Raw genomic sequence first — 16,526 nt, 5'->3', positions numbered from 1 at the left:
TGAATCAACGGCAAATGCTGAATTTAAATTTGTGGACGGCTTTAATCACTCCCTTTTTGTCCTGCGGCAAGATAGATTATGATGGTTTAAGTTATTTGATGGCCATGCACTCTCGAGAAGGAAACGGTTTGCTGTTACTGGGTAGTACAGGTGAAGGGTTTCTTTTGGAAGATATCGAAAAACGTGAGTTGATTGATCATGTGTTTAAGAGTTCTTATGCCTGTCCGGTAATAATCGGAGTGACTTCAACCAATCTTGCTTCGACTTTAAATTGGATGTCTTTTTGTAAAGATTACCCTATCAATGGGTTTTTAATCTCTGCTCCTATTTATACTAGGCCGGGTATTAGGGGACAGATTGATTGGTTTGAAAAATTACTAAATTATTCGGATCGTCCGGTTATGTTATATAATATTCCTCAACGGACGGGTGTTTTTGTTTATAAGGAAGTTGTCGAGGAGTTGTCGTCTCACGAAAATTTTTGGGCTATTAAAGAGTCCGGGAATTGTCTCGGAGATATCGTTCATTATAGAGATTGCGGTCTTAAAGTATTCTGCGGTAATGATGACAATCTCGAAGATATGGCGAATGTGGGAGCAACCGGATTGGTATCGGTTATTGCCAATATATGGCCGTCGTTCGTTTCTGATTGTTTGAACCGATTATCGGAAAATGGGTTTTCCGAGGATATAAGTAGTTTATGGAAAAGGATCTGTCAACCTTTTGCCTTGGCGACTAATCCAATTCCTTTGAAGGTTTTAATGCAACATCTAGGATTGATTAATTGTGGGCAAGTGCGTACGCCTCTAAGTCTTAATGATCTCTCTTCCATAGAACCGTTATTGAATGCTCATAAACTGGTCTCTGAGTTTACTAACGGTCTATCGCTATTCTATTCCTTGTAGTGGTCGCGAGAGGTCATGGATTTCTTAAATTCCGATAAGTCTTTAGAAATGTCTTTAGCTAATTTTTTAGTGGATTTAGCGAATTCTTTTGCATGTGTTTTGGAATTGGCTACAAGCTTTTTGCCGCTTGCAGTTCCTTTTTTCTTAATAGCTTTTATCTTTTTTTTCGCTTGGTCTCCCGTTTTTGATGCAGTAAAAAAAGTTAACGCCGAGCCGATTAGGCCTCCAAACATTAAACCTTTCCACCATCCCTTGCCGTTTTGTTTGTTATGTTCTGACTTTCTCAAAGTAATCAATCTCCCTTTTTCATCTAAATTATTTCTTTTTCCGAAATATTCCCCATAGGGTTAAGCCCAAACCGATCCATGCGGTGTATTTTAACGCCTGAGAAAATTTTTTATGACTTTTCTTATCGGATTTCGGTAGCTGTAAAAGATCGTCTTTAAGTTCAAGAACGGTTGAAATGATTTTTTTCCCCAATATGATGGGAGTCATAATTTTTGTTTCTAAATTAAAAATGTTCAATATTTTATGAACAATATTGACCGTTTTCTTAATACTTATGAGTAAACATAAGGCAAATCCTATCAAAACGGTTGTTGCAAATGCCACCACAATCGAACAACCGACTAGAACATCCATGGCTGAAACGATCATGATAACCCAAAATATTTTTAATTTTTTGTTATCTTAATTTTATTATTAAATTTATTTTTTTTGTTTAACTTTCTAATTAGAGTTTTTCTAAATCGAAAACCGGGTTGCTTTCACGAAGTTCTTCCGGAGACACTTTAGGGAATGCTACTTCTTTTCTAAGAATAAAAATTCCTATAAGATTGATAATCAAGAGTAAAGCACCTGAACATGACATGATGATAAGTGTTTTGTCCTGAGACAAAAAACAAAAAGCGGGAAGGGCGATCATCCCGTAGATAAAGTAGATTTTTTTACCGAAACTAGGGTACAAATATTGAGCACACCGTTGTCCTACAAGGAAATAGGCCGTGATTGTAGTATATCCCGTAACAAAAAGGAACAACGGAAAAAAGAAATTGATCCCAGGAAAATATTTCGAAAGAGCACTTTGAATGGCAATAGCCGTATTACCTTCGAAATTACCGTGCCAGGCTCCGGAAGCAAGCACGATAATCAGACTTACCGTACAAATCAGATTATCGATAGCTATCCCGACAATGCTGAAACGAGCTTGTACTTCAGGTCTGCAATCGGCCGATTCGCTCTGAATAACCGAATCGAACCCAATACCGATGTCTCCGGAATAAGCAGCCCTTGATATTCCGTGTCTTAAGGTTGTCATAACCGAGCAACCGATGAAGCCTCCGACTGCCGCATGCCCAGTGAAAGCCGATGAAAAAATTAACGAAAATAATTGAGGCAGTGACCGCCATTCAAAGATAAGAATAGCCAAACCCATCAGACAGTAGCTGACCATAAAAATCGGGAGAATAATCGTACATACTTTTCCTAAGCGTTTTAAACCGCCTTTGATGGCATAGAAAACGAGAAATAACAAGACGCCGATAACGCCGATCCGAGGTATATTCCAATTGGAAGAGATAGTATTTGTTATGACGGAAAATTGATAAATTTCAACCCCGTAAATACATAAGAGGGACGCCACGATTCCGGGAATCCAAGAATTTCCGTAAGCTTTCTTGAGAAAGTACATCGGGCCTCCTTTATAGGAGCCATCTTGGGATTTTTCTCTAAATTTGATCCCCAAAAAAACTTCGGCATATTTGATAACGGAGCCGATAATTCCGGCAATCCAAACCCAGAAAATAGCTCCGGGTCCACCGCAACACACGGCTGTCGCGATCCCTACTACGTTCCCAATTCCGATGTTGCCTCCGGCAGAAGCAAAAAACAACCGGATGGGATGGACTCCTCTCTCGATAGCGGCCGATCTGGTTTTAAACGAATTATAGAATATTCTACAAAACTTAGGAAATTCGGTTAACTGTGCGAAGCGAATCTTATAGGAGAAAACGGCTCCAAAACACATTATCAAAACGAAGGCCGCGTATGACCAGAATATACCGTCTAAAGTGTCTAAAATTCTGAAAATCATTGTATTAACACACTGAATATTAATTGCAATTGCACAAACTTAATATTTTATTCCGAAATGAATTTTTTTATAAAGGAATTTTTATGGCCCCTCGGCAATCTCGGAATGATAGGCATTTCCCCAGACAAACCAAAGAAATCCGACAGTTATAAAAAAATCGGCTAAATTAAAAACCGGAAAATAAAATTTTGAAAATCCTAGTTTTATAAAATCGATGACGTGACCATACAAAAAGAAATCCGTAACATTTCCGATGGCACCTCCCGTAATTAGAATTGCAGGAATCAGTTTAAAAAGATTTTTGCTTCTTCTGAGAAAAACGTAAGAAATCATAACGGATATAAGAAAAATTCTTACAATCAAAAGCAATAGAGAACAGCCGGAAAACCAACCGAACGCTGCTCCGGTATTATAAGCTATGGAAAAACCGGCTTTCAGAGGAAATGCTTTAGGAAGATTCAACAAAGTTAATTCAAATCCCGGCATTTGAATTAACTTGTTATGAATAATTATCTTCGAACCGAAATCCAAAAGAAAAGCGGTAAGTAAAATAGCAAAAAGCATAATAAATTTTTTTATTAGACGACCATTCGGTTGCTTAGTTGTATTCGCCCAGAAGTCCTTTTTCATATTGCTCCTGAGATTTCACAGTCATTGTAGCATAGGGTATGGCCATTAAACGGGCCAAAGGAATAGGTTCTCCGCTAACGTCACAAATCCCATATGTGTTGTCTTCTATCTTTTCCAATGCACGATTGATTTGTCTTAATAATTCATATTCTTTCGTAGTTACTTCAAGACTGATTGTTCGATCGAAAGTATCCGTTCCTTGATCGGCTTGATGTTGAGAATATCCCGTTGCTTCATTCGGTTTTTTGACTTCTTGAGCATTGCCTTCCAACGTATGCGTCAATTTAAACTTCATGTCTTCAAGGCGTGTTTTGAATGTTAAAATTTCGTCTCTGGATAAACGCATGTTTTTTTTATTCCCTCGGTTTATTGTTTTTCTACATTTTCTATAGATAGCGATGCGTCATCGGACAGGTTTTCCATAAGCTCGCGAAGTTCCCCCATATCCGTAAATCGACGATAAACGCAAGCGAAACGAATATAAGCAATCATATCTATGGGTTTTAGATATTTCATTACTATTTCTCCGATTTCTTTGGTAGAAATTTCCTTAATTTGTTGTCCCATGATATCGATTTTTACATAAGAGACGATTTTTCTTACTTGTTCTTGACTGACTTTCGTATGGTAAGCGGCAGCATTGAGTCCGTTAATTAATTTTCTTTCCTCAAAAGCTTCGTAGCGACCGTCTTTTTTTAAAACTTGTAAATGAAGTTCGGGAGTTTCAAAGGTAGTAAATCGATAATTGCATTTCAGACATTCTCTTCGTCTTTTGATGGCGTTTGTTTCCGGTGCATTCCTTGAATCAAGAACTCTAAGGTCTTTATGACTGCAAAATGGACATCTCATTCGTTCTCCGGATTCTTTTGGTCAAAATATATTTATATTGCAAATAAATTCATATTTTATTCTTCCATTTCAAATAAAAAAAATCGATAAGCCATGTTAATGTTAAACATTTTAATTTGTTTTTTTTCGGTAAAATTTTATAGAAATTTGACTGATTTTCATATACAATTCGGCATTGATTTGTTTGTCTAGGGGACTATTCTCATGTTTACCGGAATCATCAGATATCAGGGAGTTGTGATCGTATCCGAAACTCACGACACTTTTAGCTCATTGTGTCTGAAAGTCCCTCCGGAATTGTTCCGAACTCTTTCGATAGGTTCCAGCGTCGCCGTCAACGGAGTTTGTTTGACCGTCGTTTCAATGAATGACGGAGTCATTGCTTTCGATTTAATCCCCGAGACTTTGCAAAGAACGGTTTTATCCGATTTGGTTGTCGGAGATTTCGTACATATTGAAGCGTCTCTTTGCTTCGGTGACGAAGTCGGCGGGCATTTTTTGTCCGGTCATGTTTTCGGTATCGGAGTGATAACGGAAATTCGAGGTCGTTCTTATTTCGTACGAGTGGGACGAGATGTGATAAAATATTTGTTTGAAAAAGGATTCGTAGCGATTGATGGGGTTAGTCTGACTGTCGTTCAGGTAGACACGAAAGAGAGGATTTTTCAGATTGATTTGATACCGGAAACCTTAAGAGCAACTCTTTTAGGTAATAAAATTTCTGGTAGTAGAGTTAATATCGAGATTGATTTTATGACGCAGAGTGCTGTGGATACCGTCCTTAGATTTTTAAAAACACATTCCGATATGATATTATGATATAGAGATTTATTGATCCGAACGGAGGCAATTTGAATCCATGTGAATATACATTGCTTGATAGCGGTGACGGAAAAAAACTAGAGCGATTCGGGGAGATCGTATTATTAAGACCCGGTCCTTGCGCTTTATGGGATCCGTTGTATCATTATTCGACACGCTCCGATATTGATGCGGAATTTGTCAGAAACGGAGAAGCTGGGGTTTGGAAAACAATAAAAAAAGAGTTGAAAGAATGGACATTTGAGATGTTCGATGTTCGTTTCCGGCTGAAGTTGACTCCGTTTGGTCATATAGGATTTTTTCCCGAGCATTCTCGGTTTTGGGGAGATGTTCGAAATGTTGTAACTCCGAAAGACAATATACTGAATTTATTTGCTTACACCGGAGGAATTTCTCTGGTAAGCGTTATGTCCGGAGGGAGGGTGACACATGTCGATGCTTCCAAATCGGCGATTCGTTGGGCGAGGGTTAATTTCGATTTGAACGGATTTCGGGATCATGACGTTTTTTGGATTCTTGATGATGTTATGGTATTTATCGAAAGAGAATTGCGAAGAGGAAAAAAATATGAAGTGATTATTGCGGATCCTCCGACATACGGCAGAGGGGTCAATGGAGAAACCTTCAAGATAGAAAAAGATTTAAAGCGATTGATTCGAAACGGAGCTTTATTATTATCGGAAAATGCAAAATTATTTTTGATAACTTCTCATACTCCGGGTCACACTCCTTTGATGTTAGAACGATTGTTGAGAGATTATATGAGCGAGACCTTATTGAATGAAGGGAAAGTGGAATCGGGAGAAGTTTCTCTGGGATGTGATGCCAATAGATTGCCTGTTGGAGTTTATGTTAAATGGACACGTTAAAAATCATCACAAGCATTAAACATCCTTTATTGAGAGAACCCATTCATTTGAAAAAATGGCGGGGTAGAGACGAGAACGGAAAATTTTTAGTAGAAGGACACAGAGAGATATTAAGAGCCGTGGAAAGGGATTTCTTTCCGGAGAAAGTATTTGTTTCCGTTCCTATTAGTTTGAAAAAAGAGCATGCTGAACTTATTGCATTATTGGCCGATTGCAATATTCCTCTTACCTATTGTTCCTCAGACGTGATCGACAAGCTTTCTTGTAGAGATAATTCCGACGGTTTTCTCGGGATATTTAAAGAAAAAAAACTGACGATTGAAGATTTTTTCCTAGAATCAAGACAAAAAGGTTTACCGTTTTATTTGATTATCGAAGGAGTGGAGAAGCCTGGGAATATTGGAGCTATATTGAGATCGGCGGATGCAGCCGGAGTAACGGGTATTTTTTTCTGCGACATGGTGGTTGATTTGTACAACCCTAATATTATCAGGTCTTCCTTAGGTACTATTTTTTCCGTGCCCGTCATTGAGATGATATCGACCAAAGCTTATAAATTGCTTAAAGAAAAGAAAATTAAGATTATTACGACTTCTCCCCAAGGAAATATTTCTTATTCGGCAATGGATTATAGCGAACCTCTGGCGTTGGTTTTCGGATCGGAAAAAGACGGAGTGACGGGGTTTTGGTCGAAATCTTCGGACGAGATTATTTTCATACCTATGAAAGGCTATGCCGATTCTTTGAATGTAGGAATGGCAGTTACGGTTACTCTTTATGAGGTTTTAAAACAAAGAGAAAAATGAGTTTAAAAAATTATTGCATAGTTTTCATTGTTTCTTAGTTTTTCCATCAACTTGATTTTTAATTTTTTTTATGAGAAACTGTACCTCTGTGTCGTTTTCGGTTCGGCTTGGGTATTTGATTCTGATTAATCGGTGTTTGTTGCGGGAGTCGGTAAAGGTGGGAAAGGACATGCCTTCGGCTTTGTTTATGTTGTATCGCCGATTTTGCAATAATTTACAGTGTCCTAAGGAAGGTTTTGTTTTCAGAAGACCGGCAGCTGCGTGTTTTGCTTTAGGGGCTTGGTTGAATCGATGGTGTTATCGAAAGGGTTTATTTCGCGAGAAAAAAATACCCGAAGTCGTAGTTAGTGTGGGTAATATCGTGGCGGGCGGTTCGGGTAAGACTCAGGTTGTCTTGAAAATTCTTGAATCCATCGGCCAGCTCAGAGAGCGATCGGCTATTTTATCACGAGGGTATCGCGGGAAAGCATCGAAAAAAAGTCATTCTCTTAAAGTTGATCTGAATAATCATACGGCCGTCGAAGTAGGAGATGAGCCTTATCTTATCGGTTGTAGATTCCCTTTCGTTCCCGTATTTATCGGTAAGGATAGGTTTAAATCAGCGGTTTTGGCGAGGCGTATGCGGAAATCCGTACTTATTTTGGACGACGGTTTTCAATTTCGCAAACTGAAGAAGGATTTCAATATTCTTATCGTTAACGGAGACGACCCATTCGGAGGCCATCAATTTATTCCTAGAGGTCGGTTGCGTGATTTTCCCGATCGTCTTGGTGAAGCCGATCTTATAGTGGTTAACGGAAGCTACGATCCCATTTTGGAGGAAGAGCTGAACAGTCGAACCGGAGTACCGAAAGTGTTCGTACAACCTGTTATCGATGAGTGCCGGATTCCGGGTACGAGTGTTTCGGAGCGAGTTTGTATAGAGAATGCGCTTGTCGGTGTATTTTGCGGATTGGGGAATAATCAAGGATTCGTCTCGACAGTAAAACGAGCTGGCGGAAGAGTTGTGAATGAGTATTTTTTGCCCGATCATGCGCGGATATCTTTGAAAGAATTGAAATTTTTTTCTGCCCAAACAAGGAATCGTGGGGGAGAATTATTACTTTGTTCCGAGAAGGATTTTGTTAAAATTCCTCATCGGTGGCTTTTAGATGAAAGTATTATGAAGATTGGGGTTTTGAGATCGAAGTTACAACCTGTGTATAACTATGAAGCTTTTGAAATTTTAATTAATCGTATTAAGGAAAAAGAGCGAGGTTTGTTGTTGTGAAACTATGGATGAAATTATTTTTAGGCTTGGCATGCGGTCTTGTGTTGGGATTGGTTTTAGGCGACAAAGTCTTAATTTTGAAAAATGTGGGAACCGTTTTTCTAAACTTATTGAGTATGGTGGTCTGTTTATTGGTTTTCTCTTCCATAGTCACTGGAATTACTGCTCTGAACGATATTAAAAAATTAGGACGCATCGGATTTAAAAGTATCTTTTTATATTTTTTGACGACGGCTATTGCAATCGTCATCGGGCTCGTTTTAGCGATAGTTATCAAACCGGGCATCGGCATGCATCTAACGGTTACCGACTGTTCCGTCAACGAATCGAGTTTAACGGGTAATCTTTTTGACTTATTACTTAACATCGTTCCCTCAAATCCGTTTGCTGCTTTTGCTAAAGGAAATATTTTACAAATTATTGTGTTTGCTTGTTTTTTAGGCATCTCCATTCAAATGGCCGGAGAGCAAGCTAAATTCGTTTCCAAGTTTTTCGAAGATATTTCGAATGTTATGTTGAAAATGGTATCTATCGTCATGGGATTTGCTCCTTATGGGGTTTGTGCTATTACTGCATGGGTAGTCGGAAGTTTCGGTATTGAAGCATTGAAGCCTTTAATCAAGTTCGTAGCTATTTATTATCTCGCTTGTTTGATTCATATGGTATTTGTTTTCGGTAGTCTACTGAAGTGGGTGTCACGTATGAGTCCGATAAAATTTTTGAAAGGAATGTCGGAGGCTATACTTTGTGCCGTTTCTACGACGAGTAGTTCAGCAACTCTTCCCGTTACCATAAAATGCGCACAGGACAAGTTAAACATTCCTGCTTCAGTGGCCGGTTTTGTTTTGCCTTTAGGAGCTACGGTAAATATGAACGGGACGGCCTTATTTCAAGGTATGGCCGCGGTTTTCGTTGCCCAATCCTATGGTATAGAACTTTCTTTTACGAGTCTTACTGTCTTGGTCGTGACCGCAACTTTATCTGCCGTCGGTAGTGCCGGTGTTCCGGGAAGTGGGATTATAACTTTATCTACCGTCTTGGCTTCGGTCGGATTACCGATAGAAGGGATTGCCATATTGGCAGGAATAGACCGCTTAAGAGATATTGTAGGAACGCCTGTTAATATCTTAGGTGATGCTGTTGTTGCCGCTTGCGTATCCGAAAGAGAAACGAAAAAGGAAAAGGAAGAAGTCATGACCGAGAATTCTCTTGTAAATGAACGAATATAAGAAACCGAAAAACCGGCATGGAAAATGAAGTTTATTAATAAGGCCTAGGATATGTTCGAGTTTATTTTTCCTAAGATGGGAGAGACCGGTTCAGGGGGTATAATAGTTCGTTGGTTGAAAAAAGAAGGTGAATTGATTTCGGTCGACGAAGCGTTTATAGAAATTTCAACGGACAAAATTACTGCCGAGCTACCCTCTTCGGTTTCCGGGAGAGTTGCTAAGATTTTATATCCGGAAGGAGAAGAAGTTTTTCCCGGAACGGTCTTAGCTCTTGTAGAACCTCTTGCGATGATGGTCGATGATGGAGTCTCCTCAACGAATGTCGAAAATTCTGTCAGTAATGAATCGGAACCTGTGAATGAACTCTTTTCCGCAGAATCTTTCGTTACCGAACGAGAATCGGTAAACGCACCTAAAGATAGTCCTGTAACGGGATCGACATCCGCCTATTTTTCTCCTGCAGTTCTTAATTTAGCTCTTCGCGAGGGCATTAGCATGGACGTTTTACGAACGATTCCGGGTACTGGAGGAGACGGAAGATTGACAAGGAAAGATTTGGATCGTTATTTAGGATATCGACATCAATCCTGCACGCCGTCAAGTGTTTCTAAGGAAACGGATCCTTCTAATTTATCTGCCGGAGAAAATCGGATACCGATGTCTCCTTTAAGAAAAGCTATTGCTTCTTCCATTGCTCGCTCATCGGACGAAGTACCGCATGCATCTTTGGTTGTGGATATAGACGTGACCGATTTAATGAATTTGATCGGCGAAGAGAAAACAAGATTCATGGAAGCTCACGGTGTTAAATTAACCATAACGAGTTTCATCTTACAGTGTTTAAGTCAAGCTCTCGGACACTTTCCTCTTTTAAACGGATCGCTTGACGGATCGACGATTGTAGTTAAACGATCCATTAACGTAGGGGTGGCCGTCAATCTTAACAAAGAAGGTGTGGTCGTTCCTGTTATCAGGAATTGTCAAGATAGATGTTTAGTAAGTATAGCTAAGTCTCTAGCGGATTTATCTTCCCGAGCTAGGATAGGAAAATTGGATCCGTGGGAAGTTAAGGAAGGAACCGTTACGGTCACTAATTTCGGTATGACAGGAGCTTTGATTGGGATGCCGATTATCAGACATCCCGAAGTAGCGATTTTGGGAATAGGCACGATTCAAAAGAGGGTTGTAGTGAGAGATGATGATTCTTTGGCTATCAGGAAGCTGATGTATACCACGCTTACCTTTGATCATCGAGTATTGGATGGTATTTACGGGAGTGAATTTTTAACGGCTTTTAAAAATCGTCTGGAATCTGTTACTCTGGGGTAATCCGGCTATGAATTTTTATAACGGTAGGCATGCAACAGAGACTTGATTCCGAAATTTTTTTAATAAAAGAGTGTTTGGATAGTTTATTAAACTGTCAAAGACACGAAATCAATCGATTCTATAATCTTTTTCAAGCAGAAAGATGTTACTCCTTAATTAATTGTCTGTTGGAAGATCGGAGAATGTTTTTTTGGTCAGGTGTCGGTAAAAGCGGTTATGTAGCCGGAAAAATCGCAGGGACTTTGATGTCTTTAGGAGAAAAAAGCACTTATTTCTCTATAGCCGATGCTTTACACGGAGATTTGGGTTTGTTTCATCCGGGAGATGCCGTTTGTTTTTTAAGTAAAAGTGGTGAATCGAAGGAAATTTTAAATGTCGTCCCTTATTTAAAAACTAGAGATGTCGTTGTTTGCTCTATCACGTCTTCGGGTTCCTCCGCACTTGCTTTGGTGTCCGACATATCCGTTTTAATACCCTCCCTTAAAGAACTATGTCCTTTTAATTTAGTCCCTACGATTTCTTCTGAGCTTCAGTTAATGGTGGGCGATTTGATTGTATCTGCGGTTCAACGAATAAGAAAATTGACTTTGGCAGATTATGGTTCCAATCATCCTCAAGGACAGATCGGTCAGAGAGCAAACGTTAAGGTTATTGATGTCATGATTCCTCTTGATAAAGTTCCTGTTTGTTTTCCTCATAATCCTTTAGGCGAAGTAATATCGGTTTTTTCTTCCGGCGCCTGTGGTTGTTTGATTCTGATTAATGATAAAGGAGAATTATTCGGCATTTTTACGGATGGTGACTTGAGACGGGCACTGCAAAAATTCGGTGACGGTCTTCTTAAAAAACGAATGTCGGAGCTGGTTCGTTCCTCTCCTCGATTCGTAACGAAATCTGCCGTTGTGAATGAAGCTGTTGATAAAATGGAAGACGAAATTTCACCGGTGATGGTCCTTCCCGTTGTGAATTCCAAGTGGGATAAACGTTTAATAGGTTTAGTAAGAATGCATGATTTAGTTCGTCTCAGTCTCATGTAGCTCGGAATTTCGCTTTAATCGAGATAAAGCCGACCGAGTAAAATGAGGAAGGAATATTTCAATTTTACTCCCTTCGGTTGAAATCAATCTTTTGATTACGGATATCATAGTTCTATTTTTTGTTAATAAAGATACGGCTGTCGTAGAACGTATCCTTAAAGTGATTCCGTAGGTATGCTTAGTCTCTCGGTAAACAATATCCTGAATATTATCCAATCGTATTTTAAGAAGAGGTATTTTTTGATAATTAAACCACAGATTATCTTGATCGAGAACAAGTGAGTGGGGACATATTTCAAGAGAGCGAATCGAAAAAAAAGGTTTAAAACCTCTTAGTATTGCTACCATTCCAAATAAAAAATACAAACGAGAAAATCGGATATGAAAAGCCGACAAAAGAATGAAAAAAATACCCGGAAGAGAGCGTAAAAAACTTCTTTTAAGAATTAAAGATAATTTGTCTGAAGGAATGGTTGAAAATATTAAAGCCATTTAAAATCGGGGAAGAAAGTAAGCCGGATTCTGTATTGCACTAAAAACTGAAAAACAATTCTTGTTACAACGACAATCATTCATCTAGGAGCTTCGTCACCGAGGCCCTCAAGCGATTCGGAAAAGCGGTTTAGCTCCAATGTCTCAAAACCGTGCAGAATACACACAAACTTTTCCTTCTTGCTTCGGATAGGGTTTGCAGGACAATGGGTCACCCCTATGTCTTCGACTCTCTAAGTCGAAATTTTCAGCCTTCCCGGAAAAATTTTTAAGGCATTTTACCGGCGGGATATTTTCTGTTGCACTTTCCGTAACCTTACGGTCCCCAGGATTTCTCTGGTATCCTTTCTTACGAAGTCCAGACTTTCCTCTATTCGTCAAGATCGAAGCAAAAAACGTCAACCTTTCGAAACAGCGATTGTCCCTCTTCCCAGCTCTAAATTTTAAGACAACAAGAATTTTTCATCAAGAATTTAAATAGACGTACGTCTCCTTCGTCTCTTAACGCCTATGACACCTTCGGAAACCTGTTCGGAACTCTTTTGCCAAAATAATATTCGAGAACAATGCTCACAGAAGACTAAGCGATCTTTCTTTCTGACCAGGTTTTCATGTTGTGGAGTTAATACGATGTGACAACCGTTACAAACACGATTTTCTATAGGAACGACGACTCGGTCTTTTTTGTTTTTCAATAATCTCTCATAAATTTTGAAAAATTCTTGGTCCGCGGAAGCAACCAAAGCCTCTCTTTCATTCAACAAAGAACGTCCTTCGTCGTTTATTTTTCTGACGCTTTCATTAATCTCTTCTTCGATAGCGGCGTTGTTTTTTTCGGTAACGGCAAGATTTTCTTTTAAAGAAACGATAAGATCTTCTTCAGCTGCCAGCTTGTCGGTCAAATCGCTTAGCTGATGTTCAAGATTTCTTCTTTCTTTACCCGTAGAAGCCATCTCCTGGGTAAGAGCATTGAATTCATCCATTTTCTTGACCGCAGATTGCTGAGCTTCCAGCTTGGAAATTCTGGCTTCTATTTCTTGAATTTGTTTTTCTCCCAATTGAATCTGTTGTTTCAATTCAACGAGTTCGGTTTCTTTTTCCGAGACTTTTTGTTTGATGTCGGTTTTGAGAGCATGCACCTTAGTCATCTCATGTTGGTGCTCTTTTTTAACTCGCATCAAACGGATCATTTTGATGTCAAGTTCCTGAATGTTTAGAATGACATTGAGAGACTTATGCATAAGATTCCTTATATATACCTAAACTACCTGCGATTTGTCTTACGATTACGGTAATCCGAGAACGTTTGTGACAAGAAAACGAGATAATTTTATTGATTTTTCTTCAAGAAGTAAAGCCTCTTTTTCATACCTTGGTTTTTTTACGAAAAACTTTTATAAAAGATTTTTTTTATCAACCAATTGCCTTAATCGTTTCTCCGTTATGGGTCCTATTCCGTAATATTTGATATGCGATGATCGTTCTCCGGAATACAATCTTTTGAAGATATCTACTGCCGAAGGACTTGCAAAAATCATTTCTTTAATTTTACCTGTTTGAGGTAATCGTATTTTCTTGTTAGGAAGGACGGTGTAATGGGCTAAAGAAGTGTGTCGGTAATTCGATTGTCTAAGAAAATTTTCGATTACCGGTCTTGAGATGGCCGATTTGAGATAAAGAAAGACATTGTTCGGATGTGCGATGCGCTTAATTAATACCGTAACTTCTTCCGAGGTCGGTTGATCGGGATATAGGCAGTGAAAATTGCCGAATTGTTCCAAGCGATTGCCGGTTGTCTGTCCTATGAGAATATAGATTTTCGTCTTTAATTCCCGCTTAGTGACGCCGAAATCCTTAACGGCTCTTTTTAAAAATATTTTTAATGAATCTCTGCTTGTTAAAATTATGTGAGAGTACTCGTAAAACTTGGAGAAGGCCTTTTTTATTAAAGGATTTTTGCTTGAATAAGGGGCTATTTGTATAAGAGGAATATGAATAGCCTTATAAGATAAGGCCTTAGCGGCATTTAACCCGAAGTAGATTCTCATTTTCCGAATAATTATTTTAATAATGACAGGATATGCATTATTTCCGTGTCGGTTAAATAATACCGTTTTAGCTGAATAAGCATTTTCGGGTTTCCGTAACGGAATCGCTTATTTCGGTGCGAACTCACTCTATGGATGCCGGATAGCTTTGTATCTTTTTCCGAAATCACAGATTAATTTTTACTGGTTATTTAAATAAATAAAAATTTTCTCCGATTACATCAGGCGAGTAAAAAAATCCAATGTCATATTGAAAAATAACTCGATTTTACCGATGCTTGTCTCTTACACCTGTCCGGATGAATCTGCATTTTCCGGATTTATAGGGCAAATGCCTCATGTTTAGAAATAATTGAGTGATCTTATTACGTATGATCGCTTCGGCTCTTGGAGAAGTTTGATCTCCGATTCCTTTGAAGGATAAGGTTTTGGAGAATGGTGACTTCCGGTTATCCGATGATTTTGGCGTTTGACGATTTTGCTATGGGAGTCGAAATAAAACATCAATATTGTTTTCGGTAACCGTCACTATGGAAATTACGGCGTGTTTTTCCGTGTTGACTTCATTGACTTTGACGACGGCTTTCAAAAAAGAGATCAACAACGGGTTGCTCATACTGATCCAACGGTACCTTAGGAGAGATTATTATGTTTTTAGAAAATTATTTAAAAAAAGAAATCGGATGCCGTACTTCCGCCGGAGTTGCCTATCTGGCGACGTTAAATCATCTTATGGAGACGTTCCCCTCAGTAGGATTACGAATTATCGAGGAGCTTCAAGCTCAAAGAAGTCGTTTGAAAATGATTGCTTCCGAAAATTACAGTTCTTTGTCCGTTCAATTGGCCATGGGCAATTTATTGACCGATAAATATGCTGAAGGAATACCTTTTCATAGATTCTATGCCGGATGTGAGCAGGTAGACGCGTTAGAGTGGGAATGTGCCGAAACGGCCAAAGAATTATTTAATGCCGAGTACGCCAACGTACAACCTCATTCGGGTGCCGATGCTAATTTAATCGCCTTATTAGGTATTATAACTTCTAGAGTACAACTGCCTTTTATAGAGAAATTGGGTAGAAAGGGAGTGGAGGCTTTATCTTCGGAAGAGTATCAGGCGTTGAGGAAAGAGATCGGTGATCGGGTTTGTTTAGGACCTTCTTTAAATTCCGGAGGACATTTGACACACGGTAGTGTTCGTTTGAATATTGTTTCTAAATTATTGCATTGCGAATCCTATGATATTAATCCTGAAACGGAGCTTTTTGACTATGATGTTATTGCGCTTCGAGCAAAAGAAACCAAGCCGTTGATTATCATAGCCGGTTATTCTTCTTATTCGCGTCGTTTGAATTTCGCTATTTTAAAACAAATAGCCGAGGATGTAGGAGCCGTTCTTTGGGCTGACATGGCTCATTTTGCGGGCTTGGTTGCAGGAGGAGTTTTTAGAGGAGAAGAAAATCCTATTCCTTATAGCGACGTCATTACGGCTACCACTCATAAGACATTACGTGGGCCTAGAGGAGGCTTGATTTTAGCTAAGAAGGAGTTCGGCGAAGTCTTAAACAAGGGATGTCCTATGGTTATGGGGGGACCTCTTCCGCATGTTATTGCTGCTAAATTGATCGCTTTTAAGGAAGCGCTGACGTTGGATTTCAAGGCATATGCTCATAACACGGTAAAAAATGCAATGACTTTAGCTCAAGATCTACAAAGTTGCGGATTAAGGGTGCTCACCGGAGGTACCGAAAATCATATGGTTATCATTGATCTTAGAAGTACCGGAATTTCAGGTCGAATAGCCGAGAATTTCCTGAGCAGGATCGGTATCATAGTGAATCGAAATTCCATTCCTTTCGATACCGATTCCGGCTGGCATACTTCGGGAGTGCGGTTGGGACTCGCCGCATTGACTACTTTAGGTATGGGTGTTGAGGAAATGCATGAAATTGCGGACATAATAGCTACGTTGATTTTTTCGATTAAACCGAAGATACTTCCTAAAGGTACCCCTAGTAAAACTGAAGGAGAAGCCGAGCAAAAGATAATGAACGCTCTGAAAGCCAGAGTTAAAGAGATCCTCTTGAATTATCCCGTTTATCCGGAGATTGATTTGGGAGCTTTATCTCAGCTGAACACTGTTGGTTAA

General features: G+C 39.2%; 19 protein-coding genes and 1 other RNA gene. 9 read left to right on the top strand and 11 right to left on the bottom strand.

The annotated features are described in order from the left end of the window. Positions 1 to 14 precede the first annotated feature (14 nt). Complete coding sequence (gene dapA, locus RSA43_02245) at positions 15 to 905, top strand: 4-hydroxy-tetrahydrodipicolinate synthase (protein ID MEG2496109.1); 891 nt, start codon at positions 15 to 17, stop codon at positions 903 to 905. On the opposite strand, the gene RSA43_02240 is transcribed toward dapA, so the two are convergent. From RSA43_02240 to nrdR, 6 genes are all read right to left on the bottom strand, one after another. Beyond that, positions 893 to 1,192 (bottom strand): hypothetical protein, encoded by a 300-nt coding sequence (locus RSA43_02240; protein MEG2496108.1) that lies wholly within the window; start codon positions 1,190 to 1,192, stop codon positions 893 to 895. The genes dapA and RSA43_02240 overlap by 13 nt on opposite strands. A 28-nt stretch (positions 1,193 to 1,220) precedes the next feature. Further along, positions 1,221 to 1,562, bottom strand: a complete 342-nt coding sequence (locus tag RSA43_02235; GenBank protein ID MEG2496107.1) for a hypothetical protein — start codon at positions 1,560 to 1,562, stop codon at positions 1,221 to 1,223. A 76-nt stretch (positions 1,563 to 1,638) separates the two neighbouring features. After that, on the bottom strand, positions 1,639 to 2,997 hold the full coding sequence (locus tag RSA43_02230) for an amino acid carrier protein (protein MEG2496106.1): 1,359 nt from the start codon (positions 2,995 to 2,997) through the stop codon (positions 1,639 to 1,641). Between the two features lie 81 nt (positions 2,998 to 3,078). Then, on the bottom strand, positions 3,079 to 3,627 hold the full coding sequence (locus RSA43_02225; GenBank protein ID MEG2496105.1) for a signal peptidase II: 549 nt from the start codon (positions 3,625 to 3,627) through the stop codon (positions 3,079 to 3,081). Further along, a complete protein-coding gene (locus RSA43_02220; protein ID MEG2496104.1) occupies positions 3,596 to 3,973 on the bottom strand; it encodes a TraR/DksA family transcriptional regulator in 378 nt (125 codons plus the stop codon). The genes RSA43_02225 and RSA43_02220 overlap by 32 nt, the downstream gene beginning before the upstream one ends. A gap of 20 nt (positions 3,974 to 3,993) precedes the next feature. After that, the gene (gene nrdR / locus RSA43_02215; GenBank protein MEG2496103.1) at positions 3,994 to 4,476 is read right to left on the bottom strand and encodes a transcriptional regulator NrdR; all 483 of its coding nucleotides are present in this window, start codon (positions 4,474 to 4,476) and stop codon (positions 3,994 to 3,996) included. A 204-nt stretch (positions 4,477 to 4,680) separates the two neighbouring features. Here nrdR and RSA43_02210 point away from each other — a divergent pair, with 204 nt between their 5' ends. From RSA43_02210 to RSA43_02180, 7 genes are all read left to right on the top strand, one after another. Beyond that, positions 4,681 to 5,295 (top strand): riboflavin synthase subunit alpha, encoded by a 615-nt coding sequence (locus tag RSA43_02210; protein MEG2496102.1) that lies wholly within the window; start codon positions 4,681 to 4,683, stop codon positions 5,293 to 5,295. Positions 5,296 to 5,327: 32 nt separating this feature from the next. Beyond that, the gene (locus tag RSA43_02205) at positions 5,328 to 6,167 is read left to right on the top strand and encodes a class I SAM-dependent methyltransferase (protein ID MEG2496101.1); all 840 of its coding nucleotides are present in this window, start codon (positions 5,328 to 5,330) and stop codon (positions 6,165 to 6,167) included. Further along, complete coding sequence (locus RSA43_02200; GenBank protein ID MEG2496100.1) at positions 6,155 to 6,973, top strand: RNA methyltransferase; 819 nt, start codon at positions 6,155 to 6,157, stop codon at positions 6,971 to 6,973. The genes RSA43_02205 and RSA43_02200 overlap by 13 nt, the downstream gene beginning before the upstream one ends. A 169-nt stretch (positions 6,974 to 7,142) precedes the next feature. Further along, positions 7,143 to 8,243, top strand: coding sequence for a tetraacyldisaccharide 4'-kinase (gene lpxK / locus RSA43_02195; GenBank protein MEG2496099.1), 1,101 nt, complete (start codon positions 7,143 to 7,145; stop codon positions 8,241 to 8,243). Beyond that, a complete protein-coding gene (locus RSA43_02190; protein MEG2496098.1) occupies positions 8,240 to 9,472 on the top strand; it encodes a dicarboxylate/amino acid:cation symporter in 1,233 nt (410 codons plus the stop codon). The genes lpxK and RSA43_02190 overlap by 4 nt, the downstream gene beginning before the upstream one ends. Before the next feature lie 51 nt (positions 9,473 to 9,523). Next, positions 9,524 to 10,801: a dihydrolipoamide acetyltransferase family protein gene (locus tag RSA43_02185; protein ID MEG2496097.1), complete on the top strand. Its 1,278-nt coding sequence runs from the start codon at positions 9,524 to 9,526 to the stop codon at positions 10,799 to 10,801. A gap of 29 nt (positions 10,802 to 10,830) precedes the next feature. After that, complete coding sequence (locus RSA43_02180; protein ID MEG2496096.1) at positions 10,831 to 11,838, top strand: SIS domain-containing protein; 1,008 nt, start codon at positions 10,831 to 10,833, stop codon at positions 11,836 to 11,838. Here RSA43_02180 and RSA43_02175 read toward each other — a convergent pair. The 5 genes from RSA43_02175 to RSA43_02155 form a co-directional block, all read right to left on the bottom strand. Continuing rightward, positions 11,815 to 12,330, bottom strand: coding sequence for a hypothetical protein (locus RSA43_02175; GenBank protein MEG2496095.1), 516 nt, complete (start codon positions 12,328 to 12,330; stop codon positions 11,815 to 11,817). The genes RSA43_02180 and RSA43_02175 overlap by 24 nt on opposite strands. 3 nt (positions 12,331 to 12,333) lie before the next feature. Then, an RNA gene (rnpB, locus tag RSA43_02170) (RNase P RNA component class A) lies at positions 12,334 to 12,764 on the bottom strand. A 39-nt stretch (positions 12,765 to 12,803) separates the two neighbouring features. Next, positions 12,804 to 13,571 (bottom strand): zinc ribbon domain-containing protein, encoded by a 768-nt coding sequence (locus RSA43_02165; GenBank protein MEG2496094.1) that lies wholly within the window; start codon positions 13,569 to 13,571, stop codon positions 12,804 to 12,806. A gap of 153 nt (positions 13,572 to 13,724) precedes the next feature. Continuing rightward, on the bottom strand, positions 13,725 to 14,378 hold the full coding sequence (locus RSA43_02160) for a uroporphyrinogen-III synthase (GenBank protein ID MEG2496093.1): 654 nt from the start codon (positions 14,376 to 14,378) through the stop codon (positions 13,725 to 13,727). Between the two features lie 481 nt (positions 14,379 to 14,859). Continuing rightward, positions 14,860 to 14,994, bottom strand: coding sequence for a hypothetical protein (locus RSA43_02155; GenBank protein ID MEG2496092.1), 135 nt, complete (start codon positions 14,992 to 14,994; stop codon positions 14,860 to 14,862). 32 nt (positions 14,995 to 15,026) lie between these two features. On the opposite strand from RSA43_02155, the gene RSA43_02150 reads away from it, so the two are divergent. Further along, positions 15,027 to 16,526 (top strand): glycine hydroxymethyltransferase, encoded by a 1,500-nt coding sequence (locus tag RSA43_02150; protein MEG2496091.1) that lies wholly within the window; start codon positions 15,027 to 15,029, stop codon positions 16,524 to 16,526.

The organism is Victivallaceae bacterium, assembly GCA_036659455.1.
GTDB lineage: Bacteria > Chlamydiota > Chlamydiia > Chlamydiales > Chlamydiaceae > JAVXCN01.
The sequence above is the reverse complement of the archived record's forward strand: the minus strand, read 5'-3'. Positions and strand labels throughout refer to the sequence as shown.